Origin of the sequence: Litchfieldia alkalitelluris (genome assembly GCF_002153425.1) — a bacterium.
GTDB lineage: Bacteria > Bacillota > Bacilli > Bacillales > Salisediminibacteriaceae > Evansella > Evansella alkalicola.
In genome coordinates this window covers 4,275,733-4,300,268 of record NZ_KZ119600.1, presented here as the reverse complement: position 1 = coordinate 4,300,268, position 24,536 = coordinate 4,275,733, and the positions used below count along the sequence as shown (strand labels likewise).

18 protein-coding genes are annotated in these 24,536 nt (G+C 42.3%); 15 read left to right on the top strand and 3 right to left on the bottom strand.

Going from position 1 to position 24,536, the window contains the following annotated elements; all coding sequences use genetic code 11:
- The first annotated feature begins 361 nt into the window (after nucleotides 1–361).
- The 9 genes from BW724_RS20235 to BW724_RS23340 all read left to right on the top strand — a co-directional run bounded on the left by BW724_RS20235 (nucleotide 362) and on the right by BW724_RS23340 (nucleotide 13,598).
- Nucleotides 362–1,300: a PP2C family protein-serine/threonine phosphatase gene (locus BW724_RS20235; RefSeq protein WP_088076925.1), complete on the top strand. Its 939-nt coding sequence runs from the start codon at nucleotides 362–364 to the stop codon at nucleotides 1,298–1,300.
- A gap of 14 nt (nucleotides 1,301–1,314) precedes the next feature.
- Nucleotides 1,315–3,258, top strand: a complete 1,944-nt coding sequence (locus BW724_RS20230) for a serine/threonine-protein kinase (RefSeq protein ID WP_088076924.1) — start codon at nucleotides 1,315–1,317, stop codon at nucleotides 3,256–3,258.
- A gap of 89 nt (nucleotides 3,259–3,347) precedes the next feature.
- On the top strand, nucleotides 3,348–3,806 hold the full coding sequence (locus tag BW724_RS20225) for a hypothetical protein (RefSeq protein ID WP_140355028.1): 459 nt from the start codon (nucleotides 3,348–3,350) through the stop codon (nucleotides 3,804–3,806).
- Nucleotides 3,807–4,493: 687 nt separating this feature from the next.
- On the top strand, nucleotides 4,494–10,481 hold the full coding sequence (locus BW724_RS20220) for an Ig-like domain-containing protein (protein WP_088076922.1): 5,988 nt from the start codon (nucleotides 4,494–4,496) through the stop codon (nucleotides 10,479–10,481).
- A gap of 20 nt (nucleotides 10,482–10,501) precedes the next feature.
- On the top strand, nucleotides 10,502–10,822 hold the full coding sequence (locus BW724_RS20215) for a hypothetical protein (protein WP_088076921.1): 321 nt from the start codon (nucleotides 10,502–10,504) through the stop codon (nucleotides 10,820–10,822).
- The gene (locus tag BW724_RS20210) at nucleotides 10,823–12,199 is read left to right on the top strand and encodes a hypothetical protein (RefSeq protein WP_088076920.1); all 1,377 of its coding nucleotides are present in this window, start codon (nucleotides 10,823–10,825) and stop codon (nucleotides 12,197–12,199) included.
- Entirely contained in the window at nucleotides 12,200–12,349 is a 150-nt protein-coding gene (locus BW724_RS23790) for a hypothetical protein (protein WP_176371495.1), read from the top strand.
- 176 nt (nucleotides 12,350–12,525) lie between these two features.
- Entirely contained in the window at nucleotides 12,526–13,188 is a 663-nt protein-coding gene (locus BW724_RS20205) for a lysozyme inhibitor LprI family protein (RefSeq protein WP_088076919.1), read from the top strand.
- Between the two features lie 38 nt (nucleotides 13,189–13,226).
- Entirely contained in the window at nucleotides 13,227–13,598 is a 372-nt protein-coding gene (locus BW724_RS23340; RefSeq protein WP_140355024.1) for a hypothetical protein, read from the top strand.
- 67 nt (nucleotides 13,599–13,665) lie between these two features.
- Here the strand turns inward: BW724_RS23340 and BW724_RS20195 are convergent, their stop codons facing one another.
- Nucleotides 13,666–15,756 (bottom strand): InlB B-repeat-containing protein, encoded by a 2,091-nt coding sequence (locus BW724_RS20195; RefSeq protein WP_088076917.1) that lies wholly within the window; start codon nucleotides 15,754–15,756, stop codon nucleotides 13,666–13,668.
- 373 nt (nucleotides 15,757–16,129) lie between these two features.
- Here BW724_RS20195 and BW724_RS20190 point away from each other — a divergent pair, with 373 nt between their 5' ends.
- Entirely contained in the window at nucleotides 16,130–16,693 is a 564-nt protein-coding gene (locus BW724_RS20190) for a hypothetical protein (RefSeq protein WP_088076916.1), read from the top strand.
- Between the two features lie 169 nt (nucleotides 16,694–16,862).
- Here the strand turns inward: BW724_RS20190 and BW724_RS20185 are convergent, their stop codons facing one another.
- Nucleotides 16,863–17,039, bottom strand: coding sequence for an acyltransferase (locus BW724_RS20185; protein WP_088076915.1), 177 nt, complete (start codon nucleotides 17,037–17,039; stop codon nucleotides 16,863–16,865).
- 204 nt (nucleotides 17,040–17,243) lie between these two features.
- Here BW724_RS20185 and BW724_RS20180 point away from each other — a divergent pair, with 204 nt between their 5' ends.
- Nucleotides 17,244–17,660, top strand: a complete 417-nt coding sequence (locus BW724_RS20180; protein WP_088076914.1) for a hypothetical protein — start codon at nucleotides 17,244–17,246, stop codon at nucleotides 17,658–17,660.
- A gap of 313 nt (nucleotides 17,661–17,973) precedes the next feature.
- Here the strand turns inward: BW724_RS20180 and BW724_RS20175 are convergent, their stop codons facing one another.
- Entirely contained in the window at nucleotides 17,974–18,936 is a 963-nt protein-coding gene (locus tag BW724_RS20175) for an LCP family glycopolymer transferase (protein ID WP_088076913.1), read from the bottom strand.
- 265 nt (nucleotides 18,937–19,201) lie between these two features.
- Here BW724_RS20175 and BW724_RS20170 point away from each other — a divergent pair, with 265 nt between their 5' ends.
- From BW724_RS20170 to BW724_RS20155, 4 genes are all read left to right on the top strand, one after another.
- Nucleotides 19,202–19,951, top strand: a complete 750-nt coding sequence (locus BW724_RS20170; RefSeq protein ID WP_088076912.1) for a YveK family protein — start codon at nucleotides 19,202–19,204, stop codon at nucleotides 19,949–19,951.
- Nucleotides 19,926–20,639 (top strand): CpsD/CapB family tyrosine-protein kinase, encoded by a 714-nt coding sequence (locus BW724_RS20165; RefSeq protein WP_088076911.1) that lies wholly within the window; start codon nucleotides 19,926–19,928, stop codon nucleotides 20,637–20,639. The genes BW724_RS20170 and BW724_RS20165 overlap by 26 nt, the downstream gene beginning before the upstream one ends.
- A 128-nt stretch (nucleotides 20,640–20,767) precedes the next feature.
- Nucleotides 20,768–21,535: a tyrosine-protein phosphatase gene (locus BW724_RS20160; protein ID WP_088076910.1), complete on the top strand. Its 768-nt coding sequence runs from the start codon at nucleotides 20,768–20,770 to the stop codon at nucleotides 21,533–21,535.
- 1,097 nt (nucleotides 21,536–22,632) lie between these two features.
- On the top strand, nucleotides 22,633–24,453 hold the full coding sequence (locus tag BW724_RS20155; protein WP_088076909.1) for a polysaccharide biosynthesis protein: 1,821 nt from the start codon (nucleotides 22,633–22,635) through the stop codon (nucleotides 24,451–24,453).
- Nucleotides 24,454–24,536: the final 83 nt, after the last annotated feature.

Genomic DNA, 24,536 nt, shown 5'->3' with positions numbered 1-24,536 from the left:
AGCAAAATCAAAATCTCATACCAGATCGAAGCCCGATCAGGTATGAAACGGAGCAAAATCAAAATCTCATACCAGATCGAAGCCCGATCAGGTATGAAAACAAGCAAAACCATAATTACATACCTGATCAAAGCCCGATCAGGTTTGAAAAAGTGCATGAACTGATAAATTAACTAACTACTCTATAACTAAAACTAGTAAACACTAGAAAAACATAAGCTACCATACTGCCAACTACGAAATGACTATAAACCGTCTATGAATTGACTATAAACCTACTATGCCAAACCAGCAAACCAGCAACCTAGCAAATTCTAACTCTATCAAACTAAAATACCTACCAAACCTAGGAGGTGAAGCCATGCCTTTCGTGGCAGCATACCATACCGATGTCGGTATCAAAAAAAAGACTAATCAAGATGCCCTCCTTCTTAAATCATACGAAACGCCAGATGGCAGCATAGGTCTGTTCATCGTCTGTGATGGCATGGGGGGACTCTCCCACGGGGAACTTGCTAGTGCAACGGTGATACACGGCATGAATGAGTGGTTCGAATCGGAATTGCCGGAACTAATTCAAACAGGTGTGACAGATGAAATCCTATACGAACAGTTGGAGGCGAAAATCACCGCCTTAAACGAAAAGATACTCCAGTACGGGGAAGCGTCCAACATCAAATTAGGGACAACGATTACAGCGCTACTCATCGTTCAATCCAACTATTATATTGCTCAAATTGGGGACAGCCGTGCGTACCACTTACAACAAAACGAAGCATCTGATGGAGCTGGAGCAACATCGGCACAAGCAGCATCGGCGGGAACAGCAACATCAGAAAAGCAACCAACAGCAGCAACGTCGAGAGCTGGAGCGCCATCAATCGCGCAATCAACAGCTCCACCATTAGCACCAACGACAGTACTATCAGCTACCTCAACGACTGTCACCCAGCTAACGAAGGATCAAACCTTTGTGGCAAGGGAAGTGGAAAGGGGTAACTTGACACCACAAGAGGCAAAGACACACCCAAGAAGGAACGTGCTTCTCCAATGTGTTGGCGCATCTGACGCTATTCAAGTGGACCTCACCTCAGGACAAGTAGAACCTGGGTCACTATATGTGCTTTGTTCGGACGGCTTCTCTAATCTACTCGAACCAGAAGAGATAGGGCAACAGCTTGAGCCAGGGCAATTACAAACCAACTCAGAGCTGAAGCAACAACTTGTTCACCTAGTGGAAACAGTGAAACAGCGCAACGAAACAGACAACATATCAGCACTAGCAGTGAAAATCAACTAACGGGAGGTGAGCATGTGCTTAAGATTGGTAGTGTCGTAGATGACAGATATGAGATTTTAAAGGAAATTGGCCGCGGTGGGATGAGTGTCGTCTACCTGGCAATGGATAACAGGCTTAACAAATCCCTCGTTGTAAAGGATATTCGAAAGCGCGCCAACAGTAACAACGAGCTTCTCTTGAACAGCTTAGTAGTGGAAGCGAATATGTTGAAAAAACTAGATCACGGTTCCTTGCCGAAGATTTATGACATCATCGAGTCCACAGGCGACATCTACGTTGTAATGGATTATATCGAAGGGGAGTCCTTAGGTGAAAAGCTGAAACGTGAGCAGGCGATTGCACCTGATCTTGTCATTGATTGGGCAAAGCAGCTTAGCATCGTTCTCGGTTACCTCCATTCGAGACAACCGAATCCCATTATTTATCGTGATATGAAGCCAGACAACGTCATGTTAACGCCTGAAGGGAAGATCAAGCTCATTGACTTTGGGATTGCGCGGGAATTTAAGACAGAGAGCTCCACAGATACAACGAACCTTGGGAGTAAGCCGTACGCAGCTCCTGAACAGAAGTCAGGGAAGCAGACGGATGCGCGGTCCGATATTTATAGTCTCGGAATGACGTTATACCATCTCGTGACGGGGAAAACAATTAACGAACCGCCGTTCGAAGTGAAGCCCATCAGGTATTGGGATCCTTCGTTTCCTGAAGGACTGGAGCACATCATTAATAAATGTACGATGACGGAGCCTTCTGAAAGGTATCAGACTTGCGAAGAGCTTTTATACGATTTGGAAAACATTGATAAGCTTACGAGCGGATATAAACGGCAGCTTTATAAAAAATTAGCCATTTTTGCAATCCCAGTCGTTTTATTTTTTTCATCCGTAACGACATCATATGTAGGCTACTCAGCTATTCAAGAGGAGATATTCCGAGATTACCGCAATCTCATCGATGAGTCCACGCGATATGTCTTGGACGGAGAAGACATGTTGGCGGTAGAGACGCTGGAATACGCCATCGAAGAGGTGGACCGAAGAAGTGCAGATGCTTATATTAACATGTTGGATATCTATATCAGCAGAGGGGAAACGGACGTTGGTCTATCAAGGATTGAATCATACATAAACGCAGGGTTCGGAAGGGTCGATAGGAACGATGATGTCCTCTTTAAAGTGGGGATGACCTATTTTGATATCATGCGAGACTATCGTCTGGCTACACGTTACTTTGAGAGAGTTGACGAAAGTGCGATTCCTGATGCGCAGTACTACATCACCCTTGCTACGACTTTGGGGCAGATGAATATTGATTACAATGAGTTCGCAGATGACCTACTCGCGTTTTGGGAATACACAGATTCTCTCCCGAACGATGTGAGGAAAATAGAGAACTATATTGCTTTAGCTAATGTATATAGCTCGTATAAGATGCAGTTGCCGCAAGCGAATTCCAATACGATTGAGCTCATCATGTCTGCGAAGGATCTTGTGCAGCGTACTGGCGATGAGCAGATGGAATATATGTATGAAGTGGAATTTGAGGAAAAACTCGCGCAGGCTTTCCACAGTCGGGGAGTGGAAGGTACTGATCTGGAACAGACCCGTTCCGATTTCGAGAGGGCCATAGATCATTACAATATGTTATTGGAGCTAGATGTGTCCTATCGGGAAGAGGCCATGATGCGCATTGGTGTGATTTACAATGCCATGGGTGAGGAATGGCGTGCCGTGGAGCAGTACCAATTGACGATTGAGGAGTTTCCAAAGTCACTGGCAACGTATAGAAGGTATATTGAGTTACTTCTAGATATTGAACAAAGTAAGCCTGCAGAAGAGCGTAACTATACTCGCGCTTTGGAAGTATTTGAAGAAGCTTCCCTCCTAGATGGGGCAGATGAGGATGACGCGTTCCAACGAATCGTTCGGAGGCTAAATACCTTAAACCTGCTATAAAGACGTTAACTTATATAGGAAAAAACGAGTGACGGGACCATCTATTAATTTTTTGCAAAAAAAAGGGGGGCTGAATCGTGACAAATGAAATGATGTTTTACGGAGGTATGGCTGGCGCAGCCATCATGCTTCCAATTGCAATCTATATTTTTATCAAACTAAAAATCAAAGATGTCTTCCAAGACCTCACCGGTTTACGCAGGGACGGTTCTCGCGTTTACACGAGCTACTCGGGGAACACGGGCAAGGCCAATACATCTAGTGAAATTGAGGCTAAACAAGGTGCAGGGGTGAATTCACAACCAATGAGCAACCAAAGTCCTCAAGCTGAGATGGCTGCGACAGAGTTAATCGATGATAGCCAAGGAGATGAAACGGCGCTTCTCAGTGAGTATGAGGACGAAACGATGCTTCTTGAAGCGGACGATGAGACAACGCTGCTCGGGGACGATGATGAAACGACTTTGCTTTCTGATGAGGAAGAGGAGCAGCCGTATTTCAAGAAGGGCTTGGACATTGTTGTTGTTCACTCTAATACAACCATTTAACAGTAAGAGACTGTGACGAAAATTTATCTATCAATGAATAGTACGAATAGCTTTAGCGTTTTGGAAATATATCACGCTTCCGCGCAGGTAAAAGGGTGGCTAATGAGCCTCTTCGATGCTATGTAGAGAGCAATGAAAAAGTATTTTTATATGTAGAATGTTTGATATAAATAGTCATCTGTATAGAGAAGTTGATGAGCCCGGCGCAAACTCGCTTTCCGCGGGCGGCTGGTGAGCCTCCTCCAAATTCCGCCTAAGAACTTGCCCACGTCCTGTGGGCAACGGCGTAATGTCGGCTTCCTGCCTCCTGCGCCTGCGGGGTCTCACCCCTGCCTTTGATCCCGCAGGAACGAGCGTTTACATCACGAGTAAGCTTCGAGTTGTCTCGACGGATACGCTTCGTAGCATTTGCTAGTAGAGAAAGAGACAGTTATCTCGCTTGCTCCGGTCTCATCAACTGGTCTTAATTAAGGACTATTAATTATTGATGATGAAAATACAACATTTCCACTTTTTCAAGGGTCCCACGAAGCAACTGTAAGTTAGTTTCACTCCCCTACCATTAAGCAAACGAAAGTCTGGGTATATTTCCTGCCTCTAATGTAGAATATCGTTCGATAGTTAAATGATTCAATTTATTTTTGTCTACGTCTCTAACATATAAACAATATTATAGGAGGAAAAGTGATGGTAGATTCCATAGTACGTACGTACAAACGCAATCATATTTTTAAATATTTGACCATCGCCTTATTGCTGTTTTCCGCTATATTTTTCGCCAGCAGTGCTTTCTCCACTACGAGCGATGAGAGATTCATCAAGCTCGAAGGGGAAGAGCCATGGAAAATGAGCCAGGATTTTGAGGAAGAATGGTTTGTAAATGCGGAAGAGAAGATTAGCTTTGAGGTAGATTTATCAGATGACTACGAAAGATTAGTAGAATCCCTACCTAAGGAGGAAGAAGGGGAGGGAACTGAGCCAGAACCAGAACCAGAACCTGGTTCAGATGATGGTACCAATGGGGAAGAAGAAACAGAACCTGATCCAGAGGGAGATACTGATGGAGACGAAAATGGAAATACTGATGATGGCACAAAATCAGACGATGATGCAAACCAAGAAAATGAGCTAGATTCTGAAACACTTACTGTCACAACTAATGGTGATGGCAATGGTGAAATTCCAGAAGCAGGATCTGATGGTGATCTTGGCGAACCGGAGAATCAAAATGAATCCAACGAGCCTGGTGAAGATGAGAATAACGAGCAAGATAAGACGGAGCCAACAGAACCAACTGAGCCAGAGCAGCCAGAACTGCCAATCGACTTAGATGAATTGACAGAGCCATTCACAATTGCAGTGAGCTTTGAAGATGGCACAATCGTCGATGCAGTGGAAATTAGCAAAGTGGAAGATGAGGAAAGAGGTTTTACAGGAGTATTTAACGTTGAATTCCTTATCCCTGAAGATGAGGAAAAGAGCTACAATGGTCAGTTTGAAATTGCTCTATCGTTCATAGAGGACAATGAATGGGGAATCGAATTTCCTGAAAATATTCCTGAGAATACATTTGATTTCCACATCACGCGTGACACGATTCTTCCTGAAATCGAAATCGCTGGTGTTCCAGACGATACGAGCACAAGTGACGTCGAAATCAAGACAACTATCACGGAAGAAAACATTGAAGAAGTTAGAATTTATCGACACCTTTTAAAAGAAGGTGAAGAAAAAACTTTAATAGAAGAATCAGATAAGAAAAAAAGCTATAGTCACGACTTTGAAGAGAATGGAACGTATGAGATCACAGTGGTGGTAGTAGATAAGGCTGGAAATGAGCAAACAGCTACAACTACATTCGCCATTTTAAAAGGAGAACATGAATTTCCACTCTTTATCACAAACAAAGACAATAACGAAGATTTATCACAAGGGGATGCCACTGCATCAGATAACCTTGAACTATATATAAACAACTACATTGCTATGAGTAGCATTGATTTGACCGTAACAAAAGTTGCTGCGGAAACGGGAGAAATAGAAACCAGCAAAGAGGTAGTGGCTGTTAACGGAAATCACACAGATTATAGAAGACTTTTAGGTAGATATATTGATGACGAAGGGGAGTATACGATTTCCGTTACAACAACTGGCAGACACAGAAATGCTGGTACGCAGGAGTTTGAAGACTTCAGCTTCTCGTACGATACAACAGCACCAGAATTACAAATTCTAAAAGAAGATGGAACAGACCTTTCTGATGAAGAGCAGTTTGAAGAGCCTTTAGAGCTTACCTTTAATGTGATTGATGAGAATTACGATCAACAAGCAACGGAACTTAAGATTCAGCTGGAAACGCTAGAAGGAAGTGAAGAGTTCACACCTGAATTTGATGAGAGTGGCACGGCCACATTCACTGCGAATGAAGACGGTGTTTACACGATCGAATTCAGTTCTACGGATAGAGCTGGAAACAGTTCTGAGGAAGAACTATCCTTTAGCTTAGATCAATCACCACCTGAAGTGGACTGGAATTTTGAAGAACGAGAATTCTTTAATGATCCAGATGGGAAAACGGTAACGATTACCATCAGAGGTATATTGGTTGACTTTGGGACACATGAGTTCCAAGTAACGAAAGACGGAGAGCCATATGATGCAGACTTCGCTAGGAGCCGCTCTTTATTTAAAGTCGAATACGAGTACACCTTCGAAGAAGAAGGGGACTACGAAATTATAGCTGACATAAGAAGTGTATTTGGTAAAGAAGAAACGGTGACAAAATCCTTTATCTTGGATACAACACCGCCATCTATCGTTGTAGAAGGTTCGATCAATGATGGTGACATTGTCCAATCAGGAGACGTGGATATTACCATTGCTGACAAGTATCTAGATGAGTATGAGATCACTGTCTACCAAAATGGCGAGCCGACAGACGCTGGGGATGCAGGCTCCGATTTACTGGTTAATGGTGAAAGCATTCATCATGCACTATCGTTCAACGATGGGGAAGGCCTTTACGATGAATACAAAATCGTTATAGAGGCGACGGATAAGGCAGGAAACCATGCGACAGAAGAGATGGAATTTATCATCGATACAACAAACCCAGAGATTTCGATCAATGGGGTGGAGCGTGGGGTATATTACAGCGAGCCACAATCGATCGAGTTTGTGTTTGAAGATGATACGCTAGACCTTGGGCAAACGATCCTTGAGATTACGAAGGACGATGATGATGCGATTTATTTAACCCTTGATGATTTGGAAAAATTAGATGGGGAATCCGTTGACGGGAAGAAAGGGACTTACCGCACGCCAGCAGATCTTGCTGAAGGGAAGTATCAAATCGTTGCGGAATCGATTGACCTAGCTGGAAATAAAACTAGCATAAAAGATTTTACTTTCTATGTTGATATGACTCCGCCAGTGATTGAATTCACGGGAGTAAACGATGGGGCAATCGTCCAAGACGGTGCTGTCCACCTTCACGTGACAGATGAACCATTTGCGACGAACGCACATTACGATGTGTATAAAGTAGAGTATGCCGTTTATAAAAATGGCGAGAAGTTGGAAGATAGAAGTAACACGTATGAGAATAGAACATGGGAAAGCGACTACCCAATTGTTTTTAACGAAGAGGAAGCACGTGACCTTGACGATCATTATGAGATTGTTGTGAATGCATGGGACGAAGCTGGAAACCATGCGGAGGAGAGCATTGCGCTCACTATCGACTCGACGAATCCTGAAATCGAAATCGGTGGTGTTGAGGAAGACGCTCACTACAAGGAGTCAGATGATCGCACGGCTACAATTACCTTTACGGACGAAAACCTTGACCTTGATCAGACGACGATCGTTGTGTATAAAGACGGGAACGAGGAGCCTTATCAAACGTTAGACGAAGGGCACTTCGAATTGACGAGTGAATCTGGAGAAGGCACTGTCCTTGTTTTTGAAAACAAGGAGCCGTTTGTGCAAGGGGAATATACAATCGTTGTGAATACAACGGACCGAGCAGGGAATGAGGCGGAGGAAAAAGCAGTTAGCTTTACTGTCGACTTCACGCCGCCAACGATTAACCTGCCAGGAAGCATTAGTAACGGGGACTATTTACAATCTGGAGATCTGACGGTACGGGTCAACGATAACTATGCGGTTCACCGTGTCAGAGTGACGGAAACGAAAAATGGTACTGCAACGGTGCTCCATGATGGGGCATGGGACGGCAATTTAGAATTGCTTTATAATGAAGCGGCCCGTCGTAACCTTGACGATGATTATGAGATCAAAGTGGAGGCTTGGGACAGGGCTGGCAACAAGACAGAAAGAACGCGTAGTTTTACAATTGATACGACGAATCCAAGCATTTCCTTGCCGAGCCGTGGTGACAAGACTTACCACCGTTCTTCTCGCACAGTGAATGTGAGTGTCGATGAGCGCAATATGGAAGAGCTTCGCGTGACGGTAAATCGTAAGGACCCTGTGACGGAACGAGTTCTGGAAACTTGGACGTTTAGGGAGAATGAGCGAGCGTGGTCACACGAATTCGTTGATGAGTACCTTTATACGATTGATGTTCGTGCGACGGATAAAGCGGGTAACAGGACGACTGCTTCGACAACGCTTGTTATTGATAAAACAGATCCTATGTTATCGATCAATAATGTAACGAGTGATGAACATTATAAGAGTCGTACGGCAACGATCCGTGTCCAAGATACGACGATTGATCTTGATAGGACGACATTGCGCGTGCAACGTGAGTGGAATGGCACGAAACGTAATTACAGCGTAGATCCTTTGACGCTAAAAAATGCGACAACTGCGGAAACGGAGATACGTTTCACGCAAGAGGGCATTTACTATATTGATTTAACTTCAACTGATAAAGCAGGTAATAGAACGACGCATGAGACGGTGTTCTTCTACATTGATAACACCGAGCCCGTTCTTTCGATTGATGGTGTGGAGGAAAACTCGTATAATCCTACGGACATGAGAGTGAGTGTTTCTGTAGAAGAGTTAAACTACGAGTGGAACGATGTGGAGCTTATTGTTACGAAGGACAATCAGCCTTACAACATGGGTACATGGAGAAACACTGGTTTAATATCAAGGTTGGCTCATAACTTCACGCAGGACGGAGAATACCGTATTTCCATTACTGCGGAAGATAAAGCAGGCAATGGTCCTGTGTCATTGTCGAGAGTGTTTACTATCGACAAGATTGATCCAGATATTACGATTACTGGAGTTGAAAATGAAGAGTATTATAATGAGGATCGTCCTGTCAATGTAACGATTCAAGACACAAATCTTGATATCAACAACATCACGGTTACAAGGGACGGCGCAAGCTATAATGCGGGAGGATTCGCTGTGAGCGGAGACCTTGCGACCCTCAACCACAATTTCAGTGCGGAGGGCTACTACGAGATTTTTGTAGAAGCGATCGATAAAGCTGGTAATCGTTCCGAGCAGCGCATCGCGTTCACGATCGACAAAACGCCGCCGGTCATCACGCCGATGTTCAGTGGGGAGGATCGTGTCATCGTTGACGGGGAATACATCAACCGTATTTTCACGCCAAATTTTGTTCTCGACGAGGCTGACGATTCTATCACTTCTGTCCGTTTAAATGGGCAGGATGTCACTGGGCGAATTCCTACGGCATCTACTGACATGGAGTACCATTTCGAGGTGCGTGCTGTCGATTTCGCTGGAAACGAAACGACGCTAGAGATTTTCTTCACGCTCGACACGACGATGCCTGAACTGGATATCAGTGGTATTGTCGATGGGTATTTCAATGAAAGCATCACGCCGACGATTACTTATTATGATTTGAACATTGATGAGAGTAGAACGCGGGTAACTTTAAATGGTCAGCCGTTTGAAAGTGGCACGGTTCTTGAATACGAGCAGGATTATGTCTTAGAGGCTGTCGTCACGGACTTGGCGGATAATGTCACGAGTCGTACAATCGTCTTCACGATTGACAAGACTGCGCCAACGATCAGCTTCCTTGAGCCGATCAACGACCGTTATTTCAACTATAGTTTGATTCCTGAGTTCTTAATCGAGAGTTTAAGTCCTTACGATATCATCGCTATCACGTTAAATGGTAATACGTACAATATTGGTGATCCGATCGAGGAGGAGGGCAAGCATGTTCTATTCTTCGAGGTCATGGACAGTGCTGGCAATATTCAGCAGCTAAGTGTCGAGTTCATCATCGACTTGACGCCGCCTGAGGTCATTTACTCTGGTGTCGAGGATCAGGGTACGTATTTTGAAACGGTTAATCTTGAGTTGCGTCTCGACGACCCAATGGATAAGATCAATTCTGTCATGATCAACGGGGAGTTATTCTCTGGTGATGTGCTTGATGTCGATGGTTACGAGACTATTCGTACTACTTTGTCTGAGATTGGTGTCTACGAGGTAATCGTGGAGGCTTCTGACGAGGCTGGTAATGAATCTACCTTTGCTCTCTCTTTCGAGATTGCTGAAAAGGGGCTTTTCACGAAGTACTATGAAAACACGTTGTTATTCGGTGGTTCTATCGCCCTAGTCTTAACTAGTTTGATCGCTGGAACGACTGTCTATGCTCGACGAAGAAAGCACGGCAAGAAAGCAGAAGAGGTCGAGTTGGAGGAATAGTGTGAACATGGGGACGGTTCTTGCGTTTACGGAAACGCAAGAACCGTCTTTTTCTTTTTCTAAGTATACAGACAACTAACATTATGGTGATTGAATTAGACTATTTTGGAAGAATGCGGACTGAAAATGCGAGAGAGGGAGAATCTATTCCGCAATTTGAAGGAATGCGGACTGAAAATGCGAGAGCGGAGGAACTTAGTCCGCAATTTGGAGGAATGCGGACTGAAAATGCGAAAGCGGAGGAACTTAGTCCGCAATTTGGGAGAATGCGGACTGAGAATGCGAGAGAAGTGAAACTTAGTCCGCAATTTGGAGGAATGCGGACTGAGATTACGAGATAGATGGAACTTAGTCCGCAATTTGAAAGAATGCGGACTGAAAATGCGAGAGCGGAGGAACTTAGTCCGCAATTTGAAGGAATGCGGACTGCAAATGCGAGCGCGGAGGAACTTAGTCCGCAATTTGAAGGAATGCGGACTGCAAATGCGAGCGCGGAGGAACTTAGTCCGCAATTTGAAGGAATGCGGACTGCAAATGCGAGCGCGGAGGAACTTAGTCCGCAATTTGAAGGAATGCGGACTGCAAATGCGAGCGCGGAGGAACTTAGTCCGCAATTTGAAGGAATGCGGACTGCAAATGCGAGCGCGGAGGAACTTAGTCCGCAATTTGAAGGAATGCGGACTGCAAATGCGAGCGCGGAGGAACTTAGTCCGCAATTTGAAGGAATGCGGACTGCAAATGCGAGCGCGGAGGAACTTAGTCCGCAATTTGAAGGAATGCGGACTGCAAATGCGAGCGCGGAGGAACTTAGTCCGCAATTTGAAGGAATGCGGACTGCAAATGCGAGCGCGGAGGAACTTAGTCCGCAATTTGAAGGAATGCGGACTGCAAATGCGAGCGCGGAGGAACTTAGTCCGCAATTTGAAGGAATGCGGACTGCAAATGCGAGCGCGGAGGAACTTAGTCCGCAATTTGAAGGAATGCGGACTGCAAATGCGAGCGCGGAGGAACTTAGTCCGCAATTTGAAGGAATGCGGACTGCAAATGCGAGCGCGGAGGAACTTAGTCCGCAATTTGAAGGAATGCGGACTGCAAATGCGAGCGCGGAGGAACTTAGTCCGCAATTTGAAGGAATGCGGACTGCAAATGCGAGCGCGGAGGAACTTAGTCCGCAATTTGAAGGAATGCGGACTGCAAATGCGAGCGCGGAGGAACTTAGTCCGCAATTTGAAGGAATGCGGACTGCAAATGCGAGCGCGGAGGAACTTAGTCCGCAATTTGAAGGAATGCGGACTGCAAATGCGAGCGCGGAGGAACTTAGTCCGCAATTTGAAGGAATGCGGACTGCAAATGCGAGCGCGGAGGAACTTAGTCCGCAATTTGAAGGAATGCGGACTGCAAATGCGAGCGCGGAGGAACTTAGTCCGCAATTTGAAGGAATGCGGACTGCAAATGCGAGCGCGGAGGAACTTAGTCCGCAATTTGAAGGAATGCGGACTGCAAATGCGAGCGCGGAGGAACTTAGTCCGCAATTTGAAGGAATGCGGACTGCAAATGCGAGCGCGGAGGAACTTAGTCCGCAATTTGAAGGAATGCGGACTGCAAATGCGAGCGCGGAGGAACTTAGTCCGCAATTTGAAGGAATGCGGACTGAAAATGTGCGAGAGGAGGAACATAGTCCGCAATTTGAAAGAATGCGGACTGAGATTGCGAGATAGATGGAACTTAGTCCGCAATTTGAAGGAATGCGGACTGAAAATGTGAGAGAGGAGGAACTTAGTCCGCAATTTGAAGGAATGCGGCCAAGATTAGAAGCCCCCGTGAAATCTAATCCGCATTTCCTAAATAAGAAAACTCCAAAAATGTAAGATTTGACAACATCTGATACAATTCACTATAGAGTAACGACCATCACTGAAGCTCTCCCTAAAAAAAACTAATTTAGCTCTTTATTGTTAGTATTACTTAAAACTACGATTCTATTAATTAGCAACTTGTGAACGCAAGAACCGTCCCTGCGTTCATACATAAGGAGGATTTTGTCATGAGAAAAAATACTATAGTCTTGATACTTATGCTTTTAACTATATTTGTCGCCATTGCTTGCGACAGTGGAATGAACGAGTTAAGTGCTCACTCAAATGAGGAGCCAACAGACAACGGCTCGACGCAGGAGCTAAGTGAGGACTCAAAAGATAATAATTTACTAGATTCGGAGGGACCTCCAGAAGCAGATGAAGCCTCTCAAACTCAAGATAATGCTGAACTAGACGGGGATCACGAGTCAGAGGCCACAGCAGTAGAAGTAAGTGATGGCCAATCACATACTGATGAGAGTGACAGTGACTTGACTGATAGTAAAAAGGCAGAGTATCTAAATAAACTAAATGAAATGGAAGAAGCGGATAGAAACGGCGAAGTGGGGTCTACCATTACTGAGCTTGAGGAGCAAGAGACGGAGAGATTTGAAAAATGGGACGCAGAGCTAAATAAGGTTTATGGTTTGCTGCAAGAAGATCTTTCTACAGAAGAAATGGACCAATTAAGGGAAGAGCAACGAAGCTGGATTCAATTCAGAGATGAAGCGGCGGAGGAAGCATCACTTCAATATGAAGGTGGTTCGACGGAAACGCTAGAATACATAGCTACACAAGCGAGTCTAACGAGAGATAGATGCTATGAATTAGTTGCGAAATATATGGAGTAAATGAATCCACATTTACAAAAACAACAAATGAACGAAAATTGGACGGTTCTTGCGGTCTTGTAAACGCAAGAACCGTCCCCACGTTTACTTGGGCAAGTAATCAAAGTACATATTTAACTAATGAAGAAGGTCACATCATTATTAGTACATATCAAGACTCCTTTATCGTATCACCGACGATAACGGAGAACGGAAGATTGTTCATACATACAAACTATAGCTTTGTAGAAAACAATGGTGATGATATGAACTTCCAGGGGGAAATGTATCCTCATGTTTCAACACTTGCTGTAAATGACACAGTAAACACTACCTGGAGCTTTGCCCTTGTGCTATTCATCTTTGTTATACTCTTTAATATCGCAGTCCTCTTAGCAGTTCTGTTAGGATTTGAAAAAGTTAGAAAGTAACATATTCATGGTTTTGAAAAAAAATGGACGGTTCTTGCGCATGTGAACGCAAGAACCGTCCCCATGTTTACTCTTCTTCGATTTGTTCGAAGATAGGTTGTAATGTTCGGTTTCTGTCCATTGTCACGGTGTGTGGATTGTTTGTTGAACTACCGCCATTCCATTCCCATCTTACAAAGCGCCAGCCACTATTTGGAGTTGCTCTTACAGTAACTTCTGTTCCTTTTTTATAGGTGTTGGTCGCAGGTGAAACAGTTCCTCCATCAGTAGGCGTAATAGTTAAAGTAAAGGTTTCCTCCCTCGTAAAGACAGCCCTAACGGTAGTATCTTTGTTTATACGGAAGGATATTTGCGGGTCAGTGCTAGATACGTCACCTTCCCAACGATCAAATTCCCATCCGTTACGTGGAGTAGCTGTTAAGTTGATACGTGTATTAGCTTCATGTTTGCCTGCCTTTGAACCACTGATAGTACCTTCTCCACTTGTATTAATACCAAGTGTAAATTCTTCAGCAGGTTTTGGTTCTGGCTGGTTAGTATCCCTATCTGAGTTTTGCGAGCCGCCAGAACCTGAACTGCTAGAATCACTAGAATCACTTGAACCGTTTGTATTACTAGTATCATTATTAGAACTTGAATCATTTCGGTCGTTGGTACGAGAACTATCATTACGGCTATTATTATCTGTGTCGGTGCTACTTTCGTTGTCGTTGGTATTACTATCTTCAACAAACACTGCGCTTATTGTTTTATTGCTATCCATATGGATGGTGATTTCTTTAGCGGTGCTTTGGACGCTGCCTTGCCAGCGTTCGAATTTCCAACCATTGTTTGGAATAGCTGTTAGGGTTACGTATTCGCCGTGGGTAAAGTTACTTCCACCGCCAACTGTTCCATTGGAATTGATGGAGCCTTGGTTTGATTCTACTTTACCGCGTCCGTTCGTGTTGACGGTTAGTGTGTATCCGTCGCTCTCTACAAAGACAGCTTCTATATTTTTATGCGTGTCCATGAAAAGGTCCATACGGTTGCCAGCGATGACGGTATCTGGGCCAGTGATGTCGCCGCGCCATTCTAAGAACTCCCAACCGTCTGCGGGAATGGCTTCCACCGTAACGATGCTATCCACCTCATAGACGTCTAATGATGGGGAAAACACGAGATTTCCTTGACCACTGAGGTTGAATGAAAGGTGTAGACCATCGCCGCCAATAATGACATGGAATTCGGCAACCATGTCGTCATAGGAAATCACGATTGTCTCGATCCCCAGTTCCAAACCGACAAACGAATTTGTTATCCCACTTTCATTCGCAAGCTCTCCCAAATTTTTTTTCAACGTCCAAGCAGGGGAGAAGTCCATCGGCTCGCCGCCATAGTCCGTGCCGGAGACGGTAAGCTCGATTGTCTCACCTGTGGCGATTTGCTGGACAGAATGATCGGCGTCTATGATGATTTCCATTAACACTTGGTCTCGGACCTCCACGTCAACGTCGAGGGAGATGCTGCCGATCCAGGCGGTTAGTGAGGCAACCCCAACTTCCTTGGCGAAAAAGTAGGTGTCGTCTCCTTGATTCAACGTTCCCATGTCTTCATTATGTAAAACCCAGTCAGCCGCCACTGGAAAACTTCGGCCATTATCGTCTTCCCAGAGGACCTCCACGAGTCGGTCATAACCAACTTGAACGAGGAGGGGAGAAGCTGTAGTCGTGATAGAAAGTCGCTCTTCCATACTCGCCAGTTGTTCCATCAGCTCAGGGTGCTCTGTCTCGGCGATTCCTGATTCTATGGTCTCGACGGCGTTTACGATCTCCTTTTGAAAAATATAGTAGTCTGCTAGGTTCATATAGAAGGCAGTCTCGTCAGGAAGGAGATCAATCCCCTCCTGTAGGGTTTGGGTCACATCGTTCCATGAAGCCAACGCAAAATAGCTCCTTGCAAGTCCCAGCCTCGCTTCCACGTGGGCGGGATCAATGTCAAGAATCTCTGAATATACTTCTATGCTTCGCTCGTATTCTTCGAGATTATAAAGAGAGTTTGCGAGCTCTAGCTTTTTGCTAAGGTCGTTGGAGGATACAACGTTGTAGGTGAAAAATCCCATGAATATGATCAGAATGGCAGTGGCGGTGCCAATCATTAGTCTATACTTTGTGTCCATTATGTCATCCCTTCCTTTTCTTTCATTATAGTCGCTATATTTCGACAAGGGAAACATTAATACAACAAAAATGTATAAATTTTCTTTTGGGAATAGAATATCAGGTATGTAGTTATGTTAGAACAAACAACAATCTACTCGCTTTACTTCATCGAGTTAGCTGCGAGTTGTCTCGACGGATTCGCGTCGAAGTAATGCTAGTAGAAGAAGAGACAGTCTCTTTCGTAGATTTCCGTTTGTTCTAACAAGATAAAAAATCATACTAACTGGGAGTAATGTTGACTATTTCCTCCTACAAAATAATAAAATATAAGCTTGACAAGCGTTCAAATAAAGGTTGATATAAAAATAAAACTAGTTCAAGGAGGAAAATATGTCTTATCAATTTTTCCCTAATAATCAGGAAAAGCTAAATTATGTAATGAGAATTTATGAGGAAGAAATTAATAACAGAAATGACTGGATAAAAGAGAATGCTGAACAGTTAAATAGCTCTTTTCAAACTAAGTCGGCATCCGTCGTTATCAATTATGCAATTGGAATTATTAATCATGCAATGCTTGTTGTTAGATTGGTAGATATAGAAGCAATTGGTTCAAGGAATAAACAAAGATCCAAAGAAAGAGCAAAGTTAATACATGAAAGAAATCCAGGTTTACCTAATCCCCCGTCTTCTTTGAGACTAATTAGGCATGACTATGAACATTTTGAAGAAAGACTAGACGAATGGGCAACTCAAGAAAATCCAAATACTTTTGTTGATTTAACAGTAGGTGGAGGAATAATGCTTCCACAACAGAACACCCAAGATACATTTCGACAGTTAGAAGAAACAACCCTCAAATTTTGGAATCACAGTATTGATTTACAAGAGGTAGTTACATGGGTAGATGAAATGAGTTGCATAGTTGTGAAGAATAACAGGGAACGATTTTAAATACAACTAACCATTTGGCCGGTTACTTGTAATAAAGACACTGACTATTTGAAGGGTGTATGTCCTAATGAATACAACAAAAAGGGGAGCTAAACAACACCTATTATTACCAAAACCTTCTATATAATATATACTTAATATAAAAGAAAGTTTAATAACTAAAGTAGGATTAACCATCAAACTCAAATCGTTGGATGTGGTTACAGGTTTCGCATGCTTTGCCTAGTTGTTTATTGGTGAAAGGATCAATATAATAAACTTCGTTAAAGCCACAAACAGAGCATTCGATTACATGAAACAACTTTCTTTTTCCAAGTATCTTGTCTAGTGCGTCACGGAAAGTCATTATAATCCCACCTTTATGTAGTTTACTTCATGATAATAAAACGAGAGTGCAAAGCTACAAGAAGCTTGTCAGTGTGGTTGCTAAATATTTTGACATAGATATACAAGTTGTCATAATTTGAGAGTTGATGGAATATTTGATTAGTAGGCAAGTGTAGGAGTACGATAGGAACACGATGATGGGAGAAAAATGGGGTGTTGAGGCTTGAAAAAAGTTTTGATTATAATGGGAATTATATTGGTGTTAATCGTGGGTGGGGGATATGCTGCATACAATTACTTTATCGGTTATGCTTCTGACATGATGGTGGAGATGGTTGCAGAGGAGCTGGCCATCAACGAAGCGGAATACAACAGGTGGCTGGAAGCGCCAGGGGTTCAGGAAATGCTGGAGCAAATGGAAGTGGACGAGGACACGGAGCTCATCTTCCCAACGAAAGAGGACGCGACGCGGGCCATTATTCGAGAATACCCAATGGGCGAAATAACAGATGTCATTACGAAGGCGCAGCAAGGCCAAATGACGATCGAGCAGATTGAGGAAAAACTGAGTGAGAAATTTACGGAAGAGGAAATAGAAGCATTGATGATTCTTGCGATACGAGAGATGCAGGGAGAATAAGTTGTCGCTCCATAGTTACCTGGCACCTTTAGGTGCCAGGTAACTATGGGGTTTTTCTTTGTTTTGAAAATGGAAACCATTGATATATAAGGCTTTCGGCAGACTTGGAGATGTGCAACATTACCAGTTAACGAGAAGGGCTGACCTTTCGGTCAGGTGAGTTACCAGGTAACGGAAGGTTTTTATTTCACGTACCAAAGAGAAAACCTTGATGTAGAGCTATTTTCGAAGAGTTGCGTGTGTGCAAAGTTACCAGCTAACTAAGAAAAAAGGGACTAAAAAAGCCCACCTTACGGCGGGCTTTAAACTTCATTTAGTTATTCGCAGTTTCTTCCTCTTCTTCCACTGCAGCAACACTACTGCTATCTTCATCTAATCCAAGATGCGTACGTAATTCCCCAGACACACGTAATCTTTCTTCCTCAGGAACTACAAGATAGTAAATATTATCGATCCTCGTTCCTGAACCAGTAATCTCAATAGTCTCCATATTATGTCTAGCACTGCGATATTTTTCTTGAATCTTAACCATATTATCAAACGAAACATCCGTTAATACATTATCACCTAATGCATCTAAGATCGAACCAGCTCGCGTAATACTAGAGAACTGGGCACCTTCTTCGATAATCGCCATGACGATCTGGCGTTGACGATCATTTCGGCCAAAGTCTCCGCGAGTATCTTGCTTACGCATACGTGCAAAGGCAAGTGCCTGATCCCCTTCCAAGAAGATTTCACCTTCATTAAACTGGTGACCTCCAGAACTGAAAGCAAAGTCGTTATCCACAGTAACTCCACCAAGAGCATCAACAATATCTTTGAAACCATTCATATTTACTGTTGCGTAATAATCAATAGGAATATCGAGGAAATTCTCCACCGTATTCACAGTCATTTCGGCACCACCAAAGGCAAATGCATGGTTAATTTTATCATCAAACCCCCGACCAATAATTTCAGTTCTAGTATCTCGGGGAATACTTAACATTTTCATAGAGTTGTCAGCTGGATTCACAGTTACGACCATAATCGTATCTGTTCTTCCACGAGTAGAGTCTTGAGCATCTACTCCTAACAATAAGAAAGAAAGGGGTTCTGCTTGCTCGATGTCAACCACTTCAAATCGTTTCTCTGACTTTTCTCGTTCAAGTGGTTGGTGCATTTTATTATCCACTGTTCCTTGAACACTTTTGTACATATAATATCCGTAACCACCGATTCCCATTACTACCGTTAACATGATAATACCAGCAATTATCAGTGCTTTTTTCATGTGCTTCATTTCTCCTTAAAAAAATCTCATATTTATTATCCAATTATATTCCTTCGCAACCTTACTAGCAATATAATATTCAAATGAAAAATTAGAAAATTGTTGAAAAACCGAATAATTGTCGAGATAACAGAGTTAACATTGGTAATTTATCATAAGTTTAGCCAAATTTTGAGTATTTTCCCCATTATATTTACAATTACCTAAAAATCGGCTACGATATACCTTAGTGAATTATAAAGAACGAACCTTACGGGAGGCAATCATGGAAGAAACGATTAGTTTAAAGGAAATATATCAAACAATCAAAAAAAGACTTGGTTTAATAGTTTTGTTAGCCGTGTTAGCTGTTGCTGCAGCTGCTATTATATCTTATTTCGTTTTAACTCCAATGTATCAATCATCAACGCAAATACTAGTAAATCAAGCTAAGGAAGAAGGACAAACTTTAACACAAGCGGACCTTCGAACAAACGTTGAGTTAATTAATACTTATAATGTCATCATTACATCTCCTAGAATACTAGATCCAGTAATCGAAGAGTTAGGAATTGAACAATCTGTTGGATCACTAAGAAGCCAGTTAACGGTTGGTAGTGAAGGGAATTCACAAGTGGTCTATATCCGAGTTCAAGACGAGAGTCCTGCGATGGCTGTGAATAAAGCTAATACGATTGCGACAGTTTTTCAAAGGGAAATTGTAGAACTTATGAATGTAGATAATGTGTCGATTCTATCACCAGCAGAACTATCAGCAAACCCAGCTCCAGTGAGCCCGAATCCTACCCTTAACATGGCAATTGCTTTGGTAGTAGGACTCATGGCTGGCGTTGGACTAGCATTCCTGATTGAATTCCTTGATAACACGATTAAAACAGAAGATCAGGTAGAGAAGCATCTTGGATTGCCAGTCATTGGTGCAATCTCTAGAATTGATCAAAATAACGTTGAAGTAAAGAAGATGAGTATGAATAATAGAAGAACAAGAAATGGACGTGAGAGTTTTGGCGCGTAAAAAGAATGAGAATCTATCAGATAAACAGCGTAGTCTAGTAACCTATTATGACCAAAGATCTCCTATTGCAGAACAGTTCCGTACGTTACGGACGAATATTCAGTTTGCCTCTGTAGATAAAATTATTCGTAAAATTATGGTTACCTCATCTACACCAGGTGATGGTAAATCTACAACAATTGCAAACTTAGGAATAGTGTTAGCACAACAGGAGAAACGGGTTCTTATTGTAGATTCGGACCTTCGTAAACCGACGGTGCACTTCACTTTCCAGCTTCCTAACCAGACTGGGTTAACGAGTGTATTGACAAAGCAATCGACTTTTGATGACGCCGTACTTGAAACAGCTGTTCCATTTTTGGAAGTACTCACATCAGGACCAGTGCCACCGAATCCTAGTGAATTACTTGGATCGAAGTCGATGAAGGATTTTGTGAAGGAAATAGAGGGGGCATATGACTATATTCTTTTTGATGCGCCTCCCGTTAATGTCGTCACAGATCCACAGATTTTGGCGGAAAACTGTGATGGTGTCATCTTAGTGATTAGAAGTGGAAAAACTGAAGTTGAATCGGCACAGAAAGCGTTAGATTCTTTGAAGAAAGTGGAAGCGAACGTTCTAGGAGTAGTTCTAAATGACCAGAAACAATCAGATGGACATCATTATTATTACTATAATGAAAAATAGACCTAGTATTTTATGAAGAAAAATGTCATAAAATAGTGCTTTTGGCCTCAAAAAGATGACATTCTGTGTTATTATATTTTTATGTTTAGTTGAACGAAAGAATTCAAACGGAAAATGGGGGATTGTAAATGATAGACCTCCACTCACATATACTACCTGGTTTAGACGATGGGGCTGCTACAATGGAAGATTCCATAAACATGGCCAAAGCTGCTATAAGCGAAGGGATCACAACAATTGTTGCAACACCCCATCATAAAAACGGGAGGTATGTTAATAGAAAAGTAGAGATTGAGGCTGCAGTCGATGAAGTAAATCAGCAGTTTCAAAAGAATGGGATTGATCTGCAAGTTTTACCAGGGCAAGAGTGTCGGATATTTGGAGAATTAATGGAAGACTATCATGAGAGTGAAATCTTAACTTTAAATAATAGTAAATACTTATTCATAGAATTCCCATCAGCATCTGTACCAAGATATGCAAAGGAACTCCTATATTCTATCCAGTTGCAAGGGATTGTTCCAATTATTGTTCACCCTGAACGAAATCAAGAGTTAATGGAGCACCCTGATAAACTTTATGAATTAGTAAAAGACGGAGCATTAACGCAAGTTACAGCCGCAAGTGTTTGCGGGAAGTTCGGAAAAAAGATCCAATCATTCACAGCAGAAATCATAGAAGCCAACTTAACACATTTCGTTGCATCAGACGCACATAATATTATAAACCGTAACTTTCACATGAAAACAGCTTATGACACAATCCAAGAAAAATATGGTGAAGAGATGGTTTATTTTTATATGGAAAATTCTCAGTTAGTTCTTGAGAATAAGCATGTGATGGTTGATCAGCCGCAAAAGATACACCGTAGGAAAAAGTTGTTTGGTTTATTTTAATGTACTTTTGTAAATGTTGTTGATGCTAAACATAATTAAAGTGTTTACTGAAATTACGAACAATAACAACAATAGCGTAGGAAATATACGAAGTGCCTCTTCCTCTACGAGCATATGCTACGAAGCGTATCCGTCGAGGCAACGCGAAGTATATTCGTGATGCATTGCTCGTTCCTGCGGGATTGAAGGCAGGGGTGAGACCCCACAGTGCGTAGCACGAGGAGGCTCACCAGCCGCCCGCGGAAAGCGAAGTATATTTCCGTAGCGAATTTTCGTAAACAAGATTTAATTGAATGTTAATAGTTGCATAAACATCTATTGTTTAGTCAAGTAATTAACTACAAATTAGTTAGGTATTTGGGTACAGTGTCGAATCCCACGCTTCTTCGAAGCTGAACCCAAAGATCTAACGTTAATAAGGCAAAAGCCTAACCAACAAACCAACTAACCAACAAACTACCTATCCAACTAAAAACTATTAGGTGATGTCTCCTAACCTTTATCAATGGGGGCACTCGGCCGTACTGTGGGTTGTTCCAGTAGAGTAGCCTTAGGCGCATGTCGCCATTGGTACGGTGTGAGGTTTGGTTAAATGCCAAACAAAAGCAATGTGAAACAACCGTCGTCGAAAGTGCTAGTAGAACCTTGTGTGAAGTTATTAACTAGCTTCAGAAATAGGTCTACAGTATCTTGAGGCGATGGTATCATGTTGCTTGTCAATCCTACGTAATAATTATTCTATTTAACAAAAGTATAACATGTCTACAAAAGTTGGGCAAGAAAGTTGCAATTAATTGATGTTTTTTAACTGTACTTTTGTAGTACTTTTCATGGGGAAGGCGTAAACAACGACATTTGATAGTAGATTTACACGGATATCAATTATCAGTCAGTCGGTTAATCTTTGGGGAAGAACTAAGAAAGATTTTAATGCAAATGTAAATCTAGAAGAAGTTGCAATTACAATCAACTATTACATCAATCTTTTAGAAGACGTTCAACAATGGATCGTAGAACAGAAAGAGCTAAGGCCTATTGTTGAACGTACTTCGTAGATATAAAACTGAAACATATATATTCCGAGAGGGGGAACACTGGTGAGTTATCGTGCGCGTATCGGTTTTCTTATGCTAGTCGATTCTATCATCGTTATGTTTTCTATTTTCATAGGTTATTGGTTACTTGTGTCCAATACCTCCATTTTTGACACTGTTATTATTATTAGTTCTATTACTTTATTAATTAGTCATCATATTTTTGCTCATCTTTTTAGATTGTATAAGCGTGTATGGCAGTATGCCAGTATTCAGGAGTTACTAGGAATCTTTAGGGCAATTACTTTTTCTATTTTAATGTTAGTTCCAGTTCAACTTCTAATGTTTGGTACCGTTTATACGAGGACGTTAGTCATAACATGGATGCTACATATCCTATTAATTGGAGGGGCTAGATTTTCTTGGAGAATGTATCGTGATTCTATCATTAACAATAACCATAAGAAAAACCGTACCCTTATCGTTGGTGCAGGGGCTGCAGGTTCTATGGTGGCAAGGCAATTGATTAATAGCGAAATGTCGGAACTTTTTCCAGTTGCATTTGTAGATGATGATCTTTCTAAGCAACATTTAGAGATTATGGGTTGTCCTGTTCTTGGTGGTACGAAGGATATCCAAATGATTGTGGAGGAAAAGGGGATAGAGCATATTATCATAGCCATCCCTTCCTTAAAGAAGCAGCAGTTAAACGACATCTTTAAAGAAGCAGCTAAGACAAAGGTGAAAACGCAGATCATGCCTTCTATTGAAGACATCATGTCGGGGAAAGTATCTGTGAGCGAAATGCGAGATGTACAAGTGGAAGATTTACTTGGACGGGAGCCAGTGGAGTTAGATATCCAAGCGATTTCAAGAAAATTAACTGGTAAAACAGTTTTAGTCACTGGTGCTGGTGGTTCCATTGGATCAGAAGTGTGTAGGCAGGTTTGTGGTTTTGACCCTGAAACAATCATATTACTTGGACATGGGGAAAACAGTATTTATTTGATTGAATATGAACTTAGGACAAGCTTCCCACATATTAAAGTGGAACCTGAAATTGCTGATGTACAAGATGCAGAACGAATCAAAGAAGTGATGGAAAAATACAAGCCTGATGTGATCTATCATGCGGCTGCTCATAAGCATGTACCATTAATGGAACGGAATCCACATGAAGCTGTAAAAAATAATGTGATTGGTACAAAAAATGTAGCAGAAGCAGCAGATCAATTCGGAGTTAAAACGTTTGTGATGGTATCGACGGATAAGGCAGTAAACCCAACTAGTGTGATGGGAGCAACAAAACGAATTGCAGAAATGATCGTTCAGCATATGGACTTAATAAGTGATACAAAGTTTGTCGCAGTGCGATTTGGAAATGTATTAGGAAGTCGTGGAAGTGTAATTCCGCTATTTAAAAAGCAAATTGCAGCTGGTGGTCCAGTGACAGTGACTCATCCTGAGATGGAACGTTATTTCATGACAATCCCAGAAGCGTCTCGCCTTGTTATGCAGGCAGGTGCCATTGCAAAGGGTGGAGAAGTATTCGTCCTTGATATGGGAGAGCCAGTGAAAATCGTGGACTTAGCTAAAAACCTGATTCGATTATCTGGTTTTTCAGAAGATGAAATTGAAATTAAATTCTCTGGTATGAGGCCAGGGGAAAAATTGTTTGAAGAATTATTGGGTGCTGATGAAGTACATGATGAACAAATTTACCCAATGATCTATAGAGGGAAAACTCCGCCTATCAATGTGAATGTGATTTTTGAACTTATCAATGAGTTTGAGAAGGCTAGTGTAGACAGTTTACGTGATGAAGTGTTGGATATTGCGCACTTTAGGGTGGAGAGCTTGATGAAGCTGAGTGCGGTGAAGTGAGTATAGGGGATAGAGGTTAGTTGGGTAGGGGATAGGAAAAGAGTTTGGGGTAATGCTTCGGAGCATACCTAAAAACCTAACCA